Origin of the sequence: Streptosporangium sp. CA-135522, assembly GCF_050949235.1 — a bacterium.
GTDB lineage: Bacteria > Actinomycetota > Actinomycetes > Streptosporangiales > Streptosporangiaceae > Streptosporangium.
The window spans coordinates 6,686,496-6,700,855 of record NZ_CP192026.1; the positions used below are offsets into that span (position 1 = coordinate 6,686,496).

Below are 14,360 nucleotides of genomic sequence, written 5' to 3' on the forward strand. Positions count from 1 at the left end.
CGAGCGTGACCATCAACAGCCGAGGAGTACCCCATGACCGACGTCTCCGTCGAGGAAACCACCGAGGAGACCGGCTCTCCCGCGGAAACCATCTCCACCGCCCGCCCGTTCTCCCTGGGCCTGTCCTCCCCCTCGGCCCTGTCCATCCCCTCGCTTCCCGAGCCGGTCGTCGAGCCGATCGAGGAGCCGATCGGGGAACCGGCCGAGGAGCCGGTCTCCACGACGGTCACCGGGCCGATCAACGGGACGGTCAACGGCTCGATCAGCGGGACGGTCAACGGGTCGGCCGCCGAACCGGTCGCCGCGGCCGTGGTGAAGGGCAGGATCAAGGTCGCCGACGAGGTGGTGGAGAAGGTCGCCGCCCTCGCCACCCTGGAGGTGACCGGCGTCGTCGGCCTGGGCTCGGTCCCGGGTGACGCGGTGCCGTCGACTCGCGAACGCGTCGGCGCCAGGCGGCGGGAGCCCCAGGGAGTGAGCGCCCACGTGCAGGACCGCACGGTCGCGGTGGACGTGGCGATCGTGGCGGAGTACGGGCACGTGGTGATGGACGTGGCCAACGAGGTCAAGACCAACGTGGCCCGCACGGTCAGCCGGATGCTGGGCATGCGGGTCGTCGAGGTCAACGTCAACGTGGACGACGTCCGCCTGCCCGGCGAGGATCACCCGGAGACGCCCGCCGAGTCCTGACGTGCCCTCCGGCCGTCTCCGGGCGCGGGCCCGGAGACGAGCAGGGGGACGGCCTCGGCCTACAGCGATACGGCGGGCCGCCGCGGCGGCCCGCCGTACTGCTCGACTGCTCGCGACACGGTCGCGTCCCTGCCGCCGGGTCAGACCTGGACGCGCCGCTCGATCGCCTCGACGATCTCGTTGATCGCCTCGTCGACCGGCACGCCGTTCTTCTGCTCGCCGTTGCGGAAGCGGAAGGAGACCGCGCCGTTGGCGATGTCCTCGTCGCCCGCCAGGAGCATGAACGGCACCTTGGACTTCTGCGCGTTGCGGATCTTCTTCTGCATCCGGTCGTCGGAGGCGTCCACCTCGATCCGGATGCCTCGCTCACGGGCCTTCTTGGCCACGTCCTGCAGGTAGGGCGCGTGGGCCTCGGCGATCGGGATGCCGACCACCTGGACCGGGGCGAGCCAGGGAGGGAAGGCGCCCGCGTAGTGCTCGACCAGGACGCCGAAGAAGCGCTCGATCGAGCCGAACAACGCCCGGTGGATCTTGACGGGCCGCTGGCGGGTGCCGTCGGCGGCCTGATACTCCAGCTCGAAGAGCTCGGGCAGGTTGAAGTCGAGCTGGATGGTCGACATCTGCCAGGTGCGGCCGATGGCGTCACGGGCCTGGACGGAGATCTTCGGCCCGTAGAAGGCGGCACCGCCGGGATCGAGGACGAGCTCCAGCTTCTCGGACTCGGCGACCTCTCGCAGCGTCTCGGTCGCCTCCTCCCACACCTCGTCGGAGCCGACGAACTTCTCCGGGTCCTTCGTCGACAGCTCCAGGTAGAAGTCCTCGAGCCCGTAGTCGCGGAGCAGGTCGAGCACGAAGCGCAGCAGCGACTTGAGCTCGTCGCGCATCTGGTCGTGAGTGCAGTAGATGTGCGCGTCGTCCTGCGTCATGCCGCGCACGCGGGTCAGACCGTGGATGACGCCGGACTTCTCGTAGCGGTAGACCGTGCCGAACTCGAACAGCCGCAGCGGCAGCTCCCGGTAGGAACGCCCGCGGGACCTGAAGATCAGGTTGTGCATCGGGCAGTTCATCGGCTTGAGGTAATACTCCGCCCCCTCCAGCTCCATGGCCGGGAACATGCCGTCCTTGTACCAGTCGAGGTGGCCGGAGATCTCGTAGAGCTTGCTCTTGGTGATGTGCGGGGTGTTGACGAAGGAGTAGCCCGCCTCCTCGTGCCGCTTGCGCGAGTAGTCCTCCATGACGCGGCGGATCACGCCGCCCTTGGGGTGGAAGACCGGCAGGCCGGAGCCCAGCTCGTCGGGGAAGGAGAACAGGTCGAGCTCGGCGCCCAGCTTGCGGTGGTCGCGCTTTTCGGCCTCCTCCAGCAGGTGGAGGTATTCGTCCTGCTTCTCGCGGGACTCCCAGGCGGTGCCGTAGATCCGCTGGAGCTGCGGGTTCTTCTCGCTGCCCCGCCAGTAGGCGCCGCCGGAGCGCATCAGCTTGAACGCCGGGATGGACCGGGTGGTCGGCACGTGGGGGCCGCGGCACAGGTCCTTCCAGCACAGGTCGCCGGACTTGGGATCGAGGTTGTCGTAGATGCTCAGCTCGGCACCGCCCACCTCGACGTCGGCCCCGTCCTCCTGCGCGCCGGCGCCGCCCTTGAGGCCGATGAGCTCCAGCTTGTACGGCTCGGCCGCCAGCTCCTCGCGCGCGTCGTCGTCGGAGACGGGCCGGCGGGAGAAGAGCTGCCCCTGCTTGACGATCTCGCGCATGCGCTTCTCGATGCGCTTGAGGTCGTCGGGGGTGAACGGGTTCTTGACGTCGAAGTCGTAGTAGAAGCCGTTCTCGACCGGCGGGCCGATGCCCAGCTTGGCCTCGGGGAACAGCTCCTGGACGGCCTGGGCCATGACGTGCGCGGTGGAATGGCGCACGATCGCCCGGCCGTCGGGGCTGTCGACCGCGACCGGCTCGATCACCTCTCCCCCGGCGACGGGTGCCGCCAGGTCTCTCAGCTCTCCGTCGGCCCGGGCGGCGACCACCGAGCGGCCGTCGGCTCCGAGCGCGTCGCCGTACGTCGTGCCCTCCGCCACCACACGCTCGGCTCCGGCGAGGGTGATACGAAGTTCTGGCACGGTGGACACGGTTACTCCCTGAAAGACGGTGACATCTAGGTCTAGCCATCGATGCTACCGGTGTCCGCCACGGGATATCTCAGGCATCGCGCCCGCGCCGGTAACCCAGCGAGGTGAGGTCGGCCCGGGTGCCCCGGAAGACGTTGCGGTCCACGGGGATGCTGGTGTGCTGGTGGATGGTCCACCTCTGCCACGGCACGGGCACGTCCGGCCGGCCCCGGGGGTCGTCGGGGGCGGAGATCCACAGGGGGTATTCCTCCAGCCCGGCGCAGTTGCCGTTCAGCGCGAACCCCAGGAACGTGTAGATCACCGGTCGCACCCCGGCCAGCGCGGTGACCGTCTGGCACCAGCGGCGGGCGAAGTCGGACACCCTCCGGGCGGGCAGGTGGTCGTTGGTCTCCAGGTCGAGCGCGAGCAGGTCGCCCCGGTGCAGGCCACCGGCCCGCCGTACGGCCCGCAGGAAGTGTCCCGCCTGGATCTCCGGATCGCCGGCGGGGCGGGCGAAGTGGTAGGCCCCGCACACGAGCCAGCTCTCCCGCATGCCGACCCAGTTCCTGGTGAACCACCGGTCGGTGAAGGTGCCTCCCTCGGTCGCCTTGGCGAAGGCGAAGGAGATCCCGTTGTTGGCATGGTGGTCCCAGTCGACGGCGCCCTGCCAGTTCGACACATCGATGCCACGCAACATGGCGGCCACGCTAATGACCGCGCGACAGCGACACACGCCCAACGCTCCCTCGGCGTACGGCCATTGCACCGGCTTTGACTAGGCTTGGTCGGCGTGAACGCAGCAGCTCAGTCCTCCGGCGCCCACGGCGTCGGCATCGCGACCATCACCACGGACGGGACCGTCCTCGACACCTGGTTTCCCGCCCCGCAGCTGGGCGAGCCCCCGGCTCCGGGCACCAGGCGGCTGACCTCGGAGGAGGCCGTCGAAGCCCTCGGCTCCGGGGTCGCCGCACTGCTCGGCCCGGACGAGGACCGCGGCGTGGAGGTGATCGCGGTGCGCACCGGGATCACCAAGCTGTCGGAGCCGCCGGCCGACGCCCATGACGCCTACCTCCGCCTCCACCTGCTGTCGGCCCGTCTCGTCCAGCCGCACGGGCAGAACCTGGACGGCCTGTTCGGCGTGCTGAGCAACGTGGTGTGGACCAATCACGGCCCCTGCCCGGTCGAGGGCTTCGAGGCCGTGCGGTTGCGTCTGCGCGCCCGTGGCCAGGTGACCGTCTACGGCGTGGACAAGTTCCCCCGGATGGTCGACTACGTGGTGCCCTCCGGCGTCCGGATCGCCGAGGCCGACCGCGTCCGCCTCGGCGCGCACCTGGCCGGCGGCACGACGGTGATGCACGAGGGCTTCGTCAACTTCAACGCCGGCACGCTCGGCGCCTCCATGGTCGAGGGCCGCATCTCCGCGGGCGTGGTCGTGGGCGACGGCTCCGACGTCGGCGGCGGCGCCTCGATCATGGGCACCCTGTCCGGTGGCGGCAAGCAGGTCATCTCCATCGGCGGTCGCTGCCTGCTGGGCGCCAACAGCGGCGTCGGCATCTCCCTGGGCGACGACTGCGTCGTGGAGGCCGGCCTCTACGTCACCGCGGGGACCAAGGTCATCCTTCCCGACGGCCGGATCGTCAAGGCCGCCGAGCTCTCCGGCTCCTCCGGCCTGCTGTTCCGCCGCAACTCCACCTCCGGCGCCGTCGAGGTCGTCGCCCGCCAGGGCACCGGTGTGGAGCTCAACACCGCCCTGCACGCCAACGACTGAGCCTGCCGGGTCTCTCGGGTCCCCGAGTCGTACGGCTCGCCGGGCCGTCGGCCGGCGGGGGTCGTCTCGGGGCCGTCCACCTGACAGTCTTGGATCATGGACCTCGCGACGATGGGGAGTGGCATGACCGGTCAGGAAGCGGCGTACGGCCGGCGGGCCACGGCGGCGGCCGCCCGGTGGGTCACCGGGTTGTTCGCCCCCCAGGTGCTGGTCATCGTGCTGCCTCCGGTCGTCGGGCTGGTGGCGGACGGCTGGCTGGGCGCGGGATGGGGGCTGGTGGCCTCGGCGCTGTGCGGCGGGGTCCCGGCCGGGGTGATCCTGGCCGGGGTCCGTTCGGGACGGCTGGACTCCCATCACCTGGTCGACCGGGCGAGCCGGACCAAGCCGCTGCTGGTGGCGGTCGTCGCGGTGCTCGTCGCGCTGGTGCTGCTGGCCTCCCTGGGCGCGCCCCGGCTACTGGTCGCCACGGTGACCGCGATGCTGGCCGCGCTCGCGCTGACGGTCCCGATCACGCTCAGGTGGAAGGTCTCCTTTCACGCGGCCGTCTCGGCGGGCACCGTGGTGGTGCTCGCTCGGGTGCTGCCGGCCGTACCGACCCTCGTGGCGGGCGCGCTGATCGTGGCGACGGTGTGCTGGGCCCGGGTGCGGCTCAGGCACCACACTCCGGCCCAGGTCGCCGCCGGGGTCGTCATCGGCGCCGGCTCGGCCTGGGCGACCCTGGCCGCCTTCGGCGTCTGACCCGCCCCCGGTGACCCCGGGGGCGGCGCGCGCGATCACGGCCTGTCGTCGGTGAGGGCTCCGTCGGCGAGGTCCTTGAACCGGTCGAGCTCCTCGGCCGCGTGGTCGATGCCGCGCAGCGGTCCGTGGTCGGCGAGGTGGGCACGGGCGTAGAGGCGGGCGACCAGCGCCTTGCGGTCGCCGCCGAGCTCGCGGCGCTCCCAGCCGGCCTGCTCCAGCAGCAGCGCGGCGGCGTAGACGTCGGCCATGAACTGCGCCAGGGGGAAGAGCCTGGCCTCGGCGGTGACCGGGTCGAGGCCGCGCCACAGATCCACGGCCTCGCGCAGCCGGTCGATCCGCTCCGACACCAGCCGGGCGGTGGGGTCGTCGCCGGGCGGCGCCTGCCGTACGGCTTCCGCAAGCCGGTCGAAGAACGGCAGGTGCTGGTCCCTGTCGAGGACCCGGCGAACGTCCAGGCAGAGGATGTTGTCACCGCCTTCCCAGATGGGGTTGACCTGCGCGTCACGCAGGATGCGGGCGACCGGCCACTGCTCGATGTAGCCGTTGCCGCCGTGCACCTCGATGGCGTCGCCGGCCGCGGTCACGCCGAGCCGGGCGGCCCTGAGCTTGATCAGGGCGGGGCTGAGACGCAGCCTGTTGTGGAAGCCGTCGAACACCAGCGCCTGGGCCGCCTCGACCTCGACGATCAGCTCGGCCAGCTTGCGGCGCATGAGCGGCTGGTCGATGAGGGCCGCGCCGAAGGCCTCGCGGCTGCGGGCGTAGCAGAGCGACTCGACCAGGGCGCGCCGGGCGCAGCCCAGGCCCATCGTGGCGATCCCGAGCCGGGCGCCGTTGGTCAGCTCCATCATCCGGCCCAGGCCTCTGCCGTCGCCGGCGTCCCCGCTCCGCGGCGCCAGCAGGAACGCCTCGGCGTCGGTGAACTCGATCTCCGCCGAGGCCACCGACCGGGTGCCCAGCTTGTCCTTGAGCCGGCGGACCCGGATGCCGTTGCGCCCACCGTCGCGACGCTCGCGCAGCACGAGGAAGGGCGCGACGCCCCGGCCGCCGTCGGGGGCTCCCTCGGCCTTGGCCAGCACCACGAAGGCGGAGCCGTTGGCGTTGGAAACGAACCACTTCAGGCCGTTCAGCCGCCAGGCGTCCCCCTGCGGGGTGGCGGTGGACTCCAGGGCCGCGAGGTCGGAGCCGCCGGTGCGTTCGGTGAACATCTGCGCGGCCTCACCGGAGAACATCCCCTCGGCGAAGATCTCCCTGACCCGTTCCTTGACGTCCTCGGGCGCGAACGCCTCGGCCATCAGCACCACCATGTCGCCGCCGGTGCCCAGCGCGCAGCCCATTCCGATGTCGGCCTGGTAGAGCAGGTAGTTCCAGGCCAGTCCCATGGTCACCGGGTCTGCCCCGGCCGCCTTGGCCTCCCGGACGAACTCCGGGCGGGTGAAGGCGCCCGCCACCAGGTCCCGGCGGGCCGCCTCGAAGGACGGCGGCATGACGATTCGGCCGATGTCGTGGCCCCACCGGTCGTAGCGCTCCAGCCGGGGCGGGTTGCGGTCGGTCTCCTCGGCGTGCTCCAGGACGGGGCCGGCCATCAGCGCGCCGGCCTTCTCCAGGTGCGGCGTCGCCCACTCCAGGGCGTCGGCGCCGAGGTGGCGGCGCATCAGCAGGCGCAGCGTGGGGTCGGAGCCGTACCAGTTGAGGCCGGCCGCGCCGCGGTAGCGCTCGGTGGCGTAGCGGCGGGCCTTGTCCGGGCCGCCGAAGGGCAGCCGGTCGACCGGCTCGGTGAGGTAGGAAGCCATGCCTGGACATTACGCTTTTCCTACACCTGATGAAAAGATGTAATCTCGGGAGGGTGGGTAAGCTCGGCGGCCAGTGATGACGAACGAAGACGATCCGCTCCGGCTGCGGCCGCTGACCGCACGCTCGGTCATTCTCAGCACGCTGCTGGGCACCCATCCACCGCGGCTGAGGGCCGGCCACCTGGTGCGCGTGGGCGGCCTGTTCGGCATCTCCGAGGGCACGGTCAGGGTCGCGCTGTCGCGCATGGTCGCCGCGGGCGACCTCGGGCAGCCGGAGGGCTTCTACGAGCTCGGCGAGCGCCTGCGCCTGCGCCAGGCCCGCCAGGACGAGAGCCGCTCGCCCAGCACCCGTCTCTGGGACGGCACCTGGGAGGTCGCGATCGTCACCGCGGAGCGGCGACCGGCCGCCGAACGGGCCGCGTTCCGGGAGGCCGTGACGGCACTGCGCCTGGCGGAGGTCCGCGAGGGCGTGTGGATGCGGCCGGACAACCTGACCGGGGAGCGGCCTCCCGTCGTGGCCGGGCGGTGCACTTTCCTGCGGGCGGTGCCCGAGGAGGATCCCGCCTCGCTGGCGGGATCGCTCTGGGACCTGCCCGGCTGGGCCGGGCGCGCGCGGGCGCTGCGGAACGCGTTCGACGCGGCGGCCACCGTCGCCGACCGGTTCACCCTGGCCGCCGCCGCCCTGCGCCATCTGCTGGCCGATCCCCTCCTGCCGGCGGAGTTGCTGCCCGGAGACTGGCCCGGCGACGATCTCAGGCACCGCTACGACCTGTTCGAGGCCGAGTTCGAAGGCATCGTCCGCGACCATCTGGAGATCACACCGGCCGGCGGATAGAGCATGATTGCCGTTATGCCGAAAAATCAGGACTCGTTGTGGTCGATCAACTCGAAGAACTCGATTTTGTCCATCGGGTCGACGAACTCGATCCTGTCCATCGGATCCGCGGGCTCGTTCCTGTCCGTCGGGTCCCTCGGATCCGCGGGCTCGGTACTGTCCCTGGGGTCCATCGGCTCGGCCGCGTCGGCCTTCTCCATCGGCTCGGTGCTCTCGGCCGGGTCCATCGGCTCGGCACTGTCGGCCGGATCGATCGGCTCGGCCACGTCGGCCTTCTCCCTCGGCTCCGCGCTGTCGGCCGGATCGACCCTGTCAGCGCTCACCCGGTGGGCCGTCACGTCCTGGCGGTCCGGCGGCCCGATCACGAAGGCCGGCGCGCGGCCCTTCAGGGCGGGGTTCTAGCGGCGGGCGCCGCTCCCGATCAGGGGGTCGTACGGGACGCCGCCGCCGCGAGGGACTTGAACTCGGGCCATTGGACCTGAGGGCGGGGCAGACCGCGACGGTCGAGGTAGGACCGGGTGGCTCTCCGCGCGCTCCGCAGGGTGCGGATCACATCGCGCGGGCGCCCGGAACCGGCGGGTTCGACGACCTTGGTGGGGACGAAGAGCCAGCCGTCACCGCTCGGATGGAGCTCTCCCCGTACCAGGGCGTTGTGCATTGCGGCGAGGCGTTCGTCATGCCGGTGGACGAGAAGGCTGGCGGGTCCCGGAGCCACCGGGTAGCCGCTCGGGACGTCCACGGCGTAGCCCTCCGGGGTGGGGGTGACGCGGGTGCGCATGAGCAAGGGCGCGCCTGCGGCGTCGCGGGCGCCCAGGACGGCGGTGGGAAAGGCGGCCAGGAGAGCCGCTCCCAAGAGAGAGCCGGGCGCGGAAGGGCCTTCGGTAAGGGGGAGCCGCGACAAGGGCGGCTGGGTGCGGACCTGGGTGGGGATCACGGTGATGAGAAGCCGCATGTAGTACCAGTCCATCAACCAGCGGGCAGGCGCGCCCACGTATTTCCGGCTGTCCGGCTGGCGTTCGAAGAGCATGGTCCAGTACGCCTCCTCACCTGCCGGGCCGGTGACGATCTCCTCGGGGCAGACCGCCGTACCGGTGATCAGGATCTGCGGCGGATCAGTGAGGCCACTGCCGGTCGGGTCGGACAGGAGCAGCGCGACCCGGCCGTCCCGGCGCACGTTCAGCGCCTTTTGCGCGAAAGCCAGAGAGGTGGTCACCAGCAGCGTCCCGTCCTGGCGACGGTGGAACGCGGTCGGCCAGGTGAGCGGGGTGCCGTCACGGCCCAGGGTGGTGAACTCGCACGTGCGGAAGGCGTCCATCGTCGGGTGGAGGACGGGATCAAGGATCTGCATGGCAGAGAACCTAACCAATGTCGCCTCTCCCGCAAGCCCGTTGGAGGCCCTCCCCCAGCGCGCGACGGAGCCCGGCTCCGTTCTCAGCGAGCCGCATGGGCTCGGCGCAGCGCGGGTCGAGCCCAGCCTGATGGCAGGCGACCTCAAGGATCGCCCTGTCGGCCGTGCCAGCGGAGGTCGGTGTCAGGCCCGACCGCCGCTCTCCGGTACTGCGCCATCGACGACGAGCGCGGGGACGCCGTTGGCGAAGTAGATCGAAAAGCAGCGGCCTCATGATCACAGACGTGATCATGAGGCCGCTGTCGTTGTTGGGTGTAGCTCGTCCTGAGGGAGTCTCAAGAGGCGGCGAGCAGGCTCAGGATCCGGGTCCAGGCGTCGTCTCGGGCCTTCTGGTCGAAGGCCGACGTGCCGGGCCAGAAGAATGCGTGAGCGACGTCGGGGTAGGTGACCATTTCGTGCTCGACGTCGGCCTGCTCCAGTGCGGCGCGGATCTGGCCGCGCTGGCCCGCGTCGATCAGTGCGTCGTCCTCGCCGACCAGGTAGAGCAATCGGCCGCTGATCCCAGGGGTCAGGTCCAGCGTGGGGGTGGGTTGGCTCATCGGGATATCGGTGGTGGGCAGCCAGCCGCCGTACAGCACGGCGGTGTGGCTGATCGGAAGTCGGCAGGCTGCCAGGTAGGCCAGGTGGCCGCCGGCGCTGAATCCGATCATTGCGGTCTGCTGAATGTCCGGCTGCGCGCTTAGCCAACCCAGGCAGGTGTCCACGTCGGCCAGGGCCTCGTTGCGGCGCAACTGGTGCAGGAGGGCGAATCCTTCTCGGCGCCCGGAGTCAGTGCGTTCGAGCCAGCGGCCGGGTTCGGCGTGCCGGTGGTAGAACTCCGGCGCGAGGGCCAGGTACCCGGCCTGCGCCAAGGCATCGGCCACGCCCCGGATGTCGGGATTCACCGCGAAGAGCTCGTGCGCCACGAGCACCGCGACCGGGGCGACGCGGCCGACCGGGCGGACCAGGTAGGCGGGCAAGGTGGTGCCGTCGGGCACGGAGATGGTGATGGTTTCCGCGGTGATCGTCATGGGTCCAGCATGGGCGAGACTGAAACTGGTAACCAGAGCAGCTTGTTACTGGTATCGGCATGACTAGGCTGCGCCGTATGACAGCAACCGGTGATCTGCAGGCCCTGGGCCAGTTGCTCCGGTCCCGGCGCGAGCGCCTGCGTCCCAGCGATGTCGGCCTGCCCGCCGGAAGCCGCCGGCGCACGGCGGGACTGCGCCGCGAGGAGGTCGCACTGCTGGCCAACATGTCCGTTACGTACTACACGTTCCTCGAGCAGGGCCGACCTGTGCGGCCCTCGACCCAGGTGCTGGACGCCCTGGCCGACGCGCTGCGGATGTCCGGCGCAGAACGGCAGTACCTGCGGGTGCTGGCCCGCGGCGGCGAGGACGGGCCCGGCGCTGGTACCGCCGCGACACCGGCGGAGTGGATCGATCCCGAAGTGGTCGCCCTGGTGCAGCGACTCGAGCCGTTCCCGACGATCGTCAAGGGACGCCGCTGGGACGTGCTGGCCTCCAACCCCGCCGCGCGGGAGCTGTTCGCCGACTGGGACGCGCTGCCCGACGGCGAGCGCAACCTCGTGCGCTGGATGTTCACCGCGCCGCGCGCCCGAACGGTGTATCTCCAATGGGAACCGGAGGCCCGGGCCATGCTCGGCCGGTTCCGGCTCGCGGCGGCCAGGCACCCGGACGATCCCGGCTTCGAGGCCCTGATCGAGGAGTTGAAGGGGGACAGCGAGGAGGTCCGGCAGTGGTGGCCGCGGCATGACGTCATGGCAGTGGGCAGCGGATCGAAGAGGCTTCGCCATCCGAGGCTCGGGCCGCTCGACTACAGCCACGTCGTGCTGCAACTCGCAGACGACCCCGACCAGACCCTGATCACCTACTCGGCGGCAGGCGCGGTCGGCTGCTGACGGCGGGCACCCCTGCGACCTGCGCGCCTTCCGCAAGCCGGCCGACGATCACGGGCTTCTGTTGATCGAGGATGCAGCCCATGCACTGCACGCCAGCCGCGACGGGCGGCCGCGCGTAGATACCGGCCGGTGACGCCGTGGGAGGGATGCCCGCTCGGCCGTGCCGTCTTCCGGTCATGCCGACGTGGAGCCCGGACCGGCGAGGCCGTGTAGCAGGAGCCGGGTGAGGGTGTCGATCACCTCATCGTCGGAGCGGCCGGAGTCCGGGTCGTCGCCGAGCAGTGCGTAGGCGAGCATCGACAGCATCCCGCCCATCGCTGCCGCGACCAGTTCCGGGTCGCCTGGGAGGGAGTGCCCCGTCTCTCGCAGGTGTTCCAGGTGCTCGCGGAGCACCTGGGTGTCCTCGATCAGGCGCCGCCAGAGCCGGCCTGCGCTGGGACCCGCAGCCATCGCCTGTTCGAACAGGGCGATCATGATGGGCCGGTTGTCGCGCATCAGGTGCCAGGCCACCGCCAGATGCTCGCGGAGCTGGTCTCGGTCCGTCAGGTCGTGTGGTGGGTGATCCTCCTGGGCGAATCGGTCGTGCGCTTTGCCGTGCAGGTCGACGAGCAGTGCTTGGAGCAGGTCATCCTTGCTCGCGAAGTGGTCGTAAAAGGAGCCCGTGGCCCGGCTGGCCGCGGCCGTGATGTCCGTGATCTTTGTGTTCAGGTAGCCGCGCTCCACGAACTGCCGCAGTGCGGCGTCTTTCAGCGCCGCCTCGGTCTCCGCCGCCCTCGCCTTACGTACTCCCACAGGACCTCCGTCTTGACGTTGTCGTCACTGCATCAGCATACTGAACGCGATTTCACTGAATTTAGATTCGGTCAATTTGATTCAGGAGGGTTCTTCGTGCAGGTAGTGGTGGTGGGCGGCGGGGTCGCCGGGTCGGCGAGCGCGATCGCGCTGGCACGGCTCGGGGCTCAGGTCACGGTCTATGAGGCGTATGAGGATCCCGCCGGGACGGTCGGGTCGTTCGTCAGCCTGTCGGTCAACGGACTGCGCGCCCTGGACGCGCTTGGTTGTTTGCATGCGGTTCAGCGGGCGGGTTTCCCGGTGGAGAGGCAGCACATGTGGTCCGGGAGGGATCAGCCGCTGGGCGACGTACCCCGCGGGCGACGGTCCGGCGATCCGCTGCGCAGTGTGACACTGATGCGCGCCGACCTGGTCAGGGTTCTTCGGGAGGGAGCGACGCGAGCCGGCGCCCGGATCCTCGTCGGCAGACGAATCTCCGGCGATTCACGCGATCCGCTGACCGCCGGCGCCGATCTCGTCGTGGGAGCGGATGGGATCTGGTCGGCCACCCGCCGGGCGCTGAACCCCGCGGCTCCCGAGCCTCGTTACGCGGGCCTGTACTCGATCTCCGGCACCACCGACGGGCCCGTCCGCCTGCCCGGTGAACGGCCGCAGGGCTTCAACATGGTCTTCGCACGACGTGGGGCCTTCATCTACCTACCCGCCCCCGACGGCACCGTGTGGTGGTCCGCTCAGGTCGCCGCAGCCGATCCGCCGCTGGACCTGACCGCCGTCGGCCCGGCGAAGCTGACCGAGCTGTTTCGGACCGAGAAGACACCGCTCGCCGTACTCCGCGCTTCCTCGGCGGTGACCGCTTCCACCTTGCTGCACGTGCTCCCCCCGGTGACACGTCGCCATGATGACCGCACGGTGCTGGTCGGCGATGCGGCCCATCCGGTCGGCGCCGGGCAGGGAGCCTCGATGGCGATCGAGGACGCCGTCGCACTCGCCCGTCAACTCGCGGCGGCCGAAGCCGTCCCCGCGGCCCTGGCCGCCTTCGACCGGATGCGCCATGACCGTACGGGCAAGCTGGCCAAGACGGCGGCCGCCAACCGAGACGCCAAAACGGCGGGACCCATAGCGGCGCGGCTCCGAGAGATCATGATGCCGTTCTTCTTCAACCGCTTCTACGAGAAGGCCACCGGCTGGCTGTACGACCACGATCCCGGACAACTGCCCGTGGCCCGAACGTCCTGAGCCCGCGTGGCCCCACGCACAGAGCATGTGGAGCAGGTAGCGCTCTCGGCCGGATTCGAACCGGCGAGTTCCATCACCACCGGGCTGCCGTACGGCGCGTCCAGCAGAGCCAGGTGTAGCGACTCTCGGACGGCGGGCAGTCCACTGGCTGTGGTCATCAGCTCAACTCCTGGCAGCAGGACCGGCGTCCACCTGGGATGGGCCTCGGGGTGACCGTACCGAAGGTCTCCGTACCCGCACACGCACCGACGCCTCAAACCGAGCTGATCCGGATTCGCTCCGTAGGCGCGGGCGAGCAGGTCGCCTCCCGGGTGCCCGCGCGGGGCTCGGATCCTGCCGACGCCGTCACCACGCCGGCCGCCGTCCGGACACTTTTCGCCGTGCGCATGGGGCAGATCGGCCCACCGCATCTGCGGGCACAGCGGGAGCGGACCACCGCGGCGTGTCGAGCGTGGATGGAGTACCGCATCAGCCGACCCCGGACACATGGACCGTGGACGCGCTTCAGAGGCGGTGGGAGACCGCGCTCATGGAGCGAGCCGAGTTGGAGCTCCAATGGGCGGAGGCAGGCATCCCTCGACGGTCGGCGGTGCCTCTACCGGATCGGCGGCTACAGCCGTATCGGGACAGTGCGGTGTCGCGGATCCCTCAGCCGAAGAATCTTCGGCTGGCGCGGGCCGGGCGACGGGCCGGAGTTCGCTGTCGGCCGATGCGAGGGCGCGATGCAGGCGAGACGAACCGTATCGTTGGGAGGAGTTTTCAAGATCTACTGCCAGAACCGGACATCAACCGTCCCGGGAAGGCAAAGAGCCCGGAGATTTTTGGCAACCTCCGGGCTCTCACCTGCGTCTTACTGCTGTGGGCGATACTGGGATCGAACCAGTGACCTCTTCGGTGTGAACGAAGCGCTCTCCCGCTGAGCTAATCGCCCGCCCTGTCGGCTCCTCGCGGTGCCGACGTGGAAAACCATACCGCAATCCGAGACCGCTGGCGAAGCGACACCGGGGCCAGAGACGATCATGAGAGGCGACACGGCCATGAGGCAAAGGGCTGGGGATGCGTCCGGCGGGGGGCTACGGTGTCATAGCATCGTCCTGATCCGCAGAAGCA

The 14,360-nt window shown here is 70.5% G+C and carries 13 protein-coding genes, 1 tRNA gene and 1 pseudogene; 7 read left to right on the plus strand and 8 right to left on the minus strand.

Going from position 1 to position 14,360, the window contains the following annotated elements:
• Positions 1 to 33: 33 nt before the first annotated feature.
• The gene (locus ACQPYK_RS31900; RefSeq protein WP_433239035.1) at positions 34 to 687 is read left to right on the plus strand and encodes an Asp23/Gls24 family envelope stress response protein; all 654 of its coding nucleotides are present in this window, start codon (positions 34 to 36) and stop codon (positions 685 to 687) included.
• A gap of 140 nt (positions 688 to 827) precedes the next feature.
• On the opposite strand, the gene thrS is transcribed toward ACQPYK_RS31900, so the two are convergent.
• Both thrS and ACQPYK_RS31910 read right to left on the minus strand, forming a co-directional pair.
• Positions 828 to 2,804 (minus strand): threonine--tRNA ligase, encoded by a 1,977-nt coding sequence (gene thrS / locus ACQPYK_RS31905; RefSeq protein WP_433239038.1) that lies wholly within the window; start codon positions 2,802 to 2,804, stop codon positions 828 to 830.
• A gap of 70 nt (positions 2,805 to 2,874) precedes the next feature.
• Positions 2,875 to 3,480: a glycoside hydrolase family 25 protein gene (locus ACQPYK_RS31910; RefSeq protein WP_433239041.1), complete on the minus strand. Its 606-nt coding sequence runs from the start codon at positions 3,478 to 3,480 to the stop codon at positions 2,875 to 2,877.
• A 93-nt stretch (positions 3,481 to 3,573) separates the two neighbouring features.
• Here ACQPYK_RS31910 and dapD point away from each other — a divergent pair, with 93 nt between their 5' ends.
• Both dapD and ACQPYK_RS31920 read left to right on the plus strand, forming a co-directional pair.
• The gene (gene dapD / locus ACQPYK_RS31915; RefSeq protein ID WP_433239044.1) at positions 3,574 to 4,551 is read left to right on the plus strand and encodes a 2,3,4,5-tetrahydropyridine-2,6-dicarboxylate N-succinyltransferase; all 978 of its coding nucleotides are present in this window, start codon (positions 3,574 to 3,576) and stop codon (positions 4,549 to 4,551) included.
• Between the two features lie 123 nt (positions 4,552 to 4,674).
• The gene (locus tag ACQPYK_RS31920; protein ID WP_433239047.1) at positions 4,675 to 5,289 is read left to right on the plus strand and encodes a hypothetical protein; all 615 of its coding nucleotides are present in this window, start codon (positions 4,675 to 4,677) and stop codon (positions 5,287 to 5,289) included.
• Positions 5,290 to 5,324: 35 nt separating this feature from the next.
• On the opposite strand, the gene ACQPYK_RS31925 is transcribed toward ACQPYK_RS31920, so the two are convergent.
• The gene (locus ACQPYK_RS31925) at positions 5,325 to 7,079 is read right to left on the minus strand and encodes an acyl-CoA dehydrogenase family protein (RefSeq protein ID WP_433239050.1); all 1,755 of its coding nucleotides are present in this window, start codon (positions 7,077 to 7,079) and stop codon (positions 5,325 to 5,327) included.
• Positions 7,080 to 7,155: 76 nt separating this feature from the next.
• Between ACQPYK_RS31925 and ACQPYK_RS31930 the strand changes: the two genes are divergently transcribed.
• The gene (locus ACQPYK_RS31930; protein ID WP_433239053.1) at positions 7,156 to 7,914 is read left to right on the plus strand and encodes a PaaX family transcriptional regulator C-terminal domain-containing protein; all 759 of its coding nucleotides are present in this window, start codon (positions 7,156 to 7,158) and stop codon (positions 7,912 to 7,914) included.
• 26 nt (positions 7,915 to 7,940) lie between these two features.
• Here the strand turns inward: ACQPYK_RS31930 and ACQPYK_RS31935 are convergent, their stop codons facing one another.
• The 3 genes from ACQPYK_RS31935 to ACQPYK_RS31945 form a co-directional block, all read right to left on the minus strand.
• Positions 7,941 to 8,237 (minus strand): hypothetical protein, encoded by a 297-nt coding sequence (locus tag ACQPYK_RS31935; RefSeq protein ID WP_433239056.1) that lies wholly within the window; start codon positions 8,235 to 8,237, stop codon positions 7,941 to 7,943.
• Positions 8,238 to 8,335: 98 nt separating this feature from the next.
• Positions 8,336 to 9,262, minus strand: coding sequence for a pyridoxamine 5'-phosphate oxidase family protein (locus ACQPYK_RS31940; protein WP_433239059.1), 927 nt, complete (start codon positions 9,260 to 9,262; stop codon positions 8,336 to 8,338).
• Positions 9,263 to 9,597: 335 nt separating this feature from the next.
• Positions 9,598 to 10,332: a dienelactone hydrolase family protein gene (locus tag ACQPYK_RS31945; protein WP_433239062.1), complete on the minus strand. Its 735-nt coding sequence runs from the start codon at positions 10,330 to 10,332 to the stop codon at positions 9,598 to 9,600.
• A gap of 77 nt (positions 10,333 to 10,409) precedes the next feature.
• Between ACQPYK_RS31945 and ACQPYK_RS31950 the strand changes: the two genes are divergently transcribed.
• The gene (locus tag ACQPYK_RS31950; RefSeq protein WP_433239065.1) at positions 10,410 to 11,222 is read left to right on the plus strand and encodes a helix-turn-helix transcriptional regulator; all 813 of its coding nucleotides are present in this window, start codon (positions 10,410 to 10,412) and stop codon (positions 11,220 to 11,222) included.
• A gap of 13 nt (positions 11,223 to 11,235) precedes the next feature.
• Positions 11,236 to 11,355 (plus strand): annotated as a pseudogene (locus ACQPYK_RS31955) (DegT/DnrJ/EryC1/StrS family aminotransferase); the annotation flags it as partial.
• Positions 11,356 to 11,396: 41 nt separating this feature from the next.
• On the opposite strand, the gene ACQPYK_RS31960 reads toward ACQPYK_RS31955, so the two are convergent.
• Positions 11,397 to 12,014 (minus strand): TetR/AcrR family transcriptional regulator, encoded by a 618-nt coding sequence (locus tag ACQPYK_RS31960; RefSeq protein WP_433239068.1) that lies wholly within the window; start codon positions 12,012 to 12,014, stop codon positions 11,397 to 11,399.
• A gap of 96 nt (positions 12,015 to 12,110) precedes the next feature.
• Here ACQPYK_RS31960 and ACQPYK_RS31965 point away from each other — a divergent pair, with 96 nt between their 5' ends.
• Positions 12,111 to 13,250, plus strand: coding sequence for an FAD-dependent oxidoreductase (locus tag ACQPYK_RS31965; protein WP_433239071.1), 1,140 nt, complete (start codon positions 12,111 to 12,113; stop codon positions 13,248 to 13,250).
• An 859-nt stretch (positions 13,251 to 14,109) separates the two neighbouring features.
• On the opposite strand, the gene ACQPYK_RS31970 is transcribed toward ACQPYK_RS31965, so the two are convergent.
• Positions 14,110 to 14,181, minus strand: a tRNA-Val gene (locus ACQPYK_RS31970).
• Positions 14,182 to 14,360: the final 179 nt, after the last annotated feature.

Excerpts from the sequence above, each read along its gene's own strand:
- ACQPYK_RS31900 (WP_433239035.1), top strand. The coding sequence starts at position 34 with ATGACCGACGTCTCCGTCGAGGAAACCACCGAGGAGACCGGCTCTCCC.
- ACQPYK_RS31910 (WP_433239041.1), bottom strand. The coding sequence starts at position 3,480 with ATGTTGCGTGGCATCGATGTGTCGAACTGGCAGGGCGCCGTCGACTGG.
- ACQPYK_RS31920 (WP_433239047.1), top strand. The coding sequence starts at position 4,675 with ATGACCGGTCAGGAAGCGGCGTACGGCCGGCGGGCCACGGCGGCGGCC.
- ACQPYK_RS31925 (WP_433239050.1), bottom strand. The coding sequence starts at position 7,079 with ATGGCTTCCTACCTCACCGAGCCGGTCGACCGGCTGCCCTTCGGCGGC.
- ACQPYK_RS31930 (WP_433239053.1), top strand. The coding sequence starts at position 7,156 with ATGACGAACGAAGACGATCCGCTCCGGCTGCGGCCGCTGACCGCACGC.
- ACQPYK_RS31940 (WP_433239059.1), bottom strand. The coding sequence starts at position 9,262 with ATGCAGATCCTTGATCCCGTCCTCCACCCGACGATGGACGCCTTCCGC.
- ACQPYK_RS31945 (WP_433239062.1), bottom strand. The coding sequence starts at position 10,332 with ATGACGATCACCGCGGAAACCATCACCATCTCCGTGCCCGACGGCACC.
- ACQPYK_RS31950 (WP_433239065.1), top strand. The coding sequence starts at position 10,410 with ATGACAGCAACCGGTGATCTGCAGGCCCTGGGCCAGTTGCTCCGGTCC.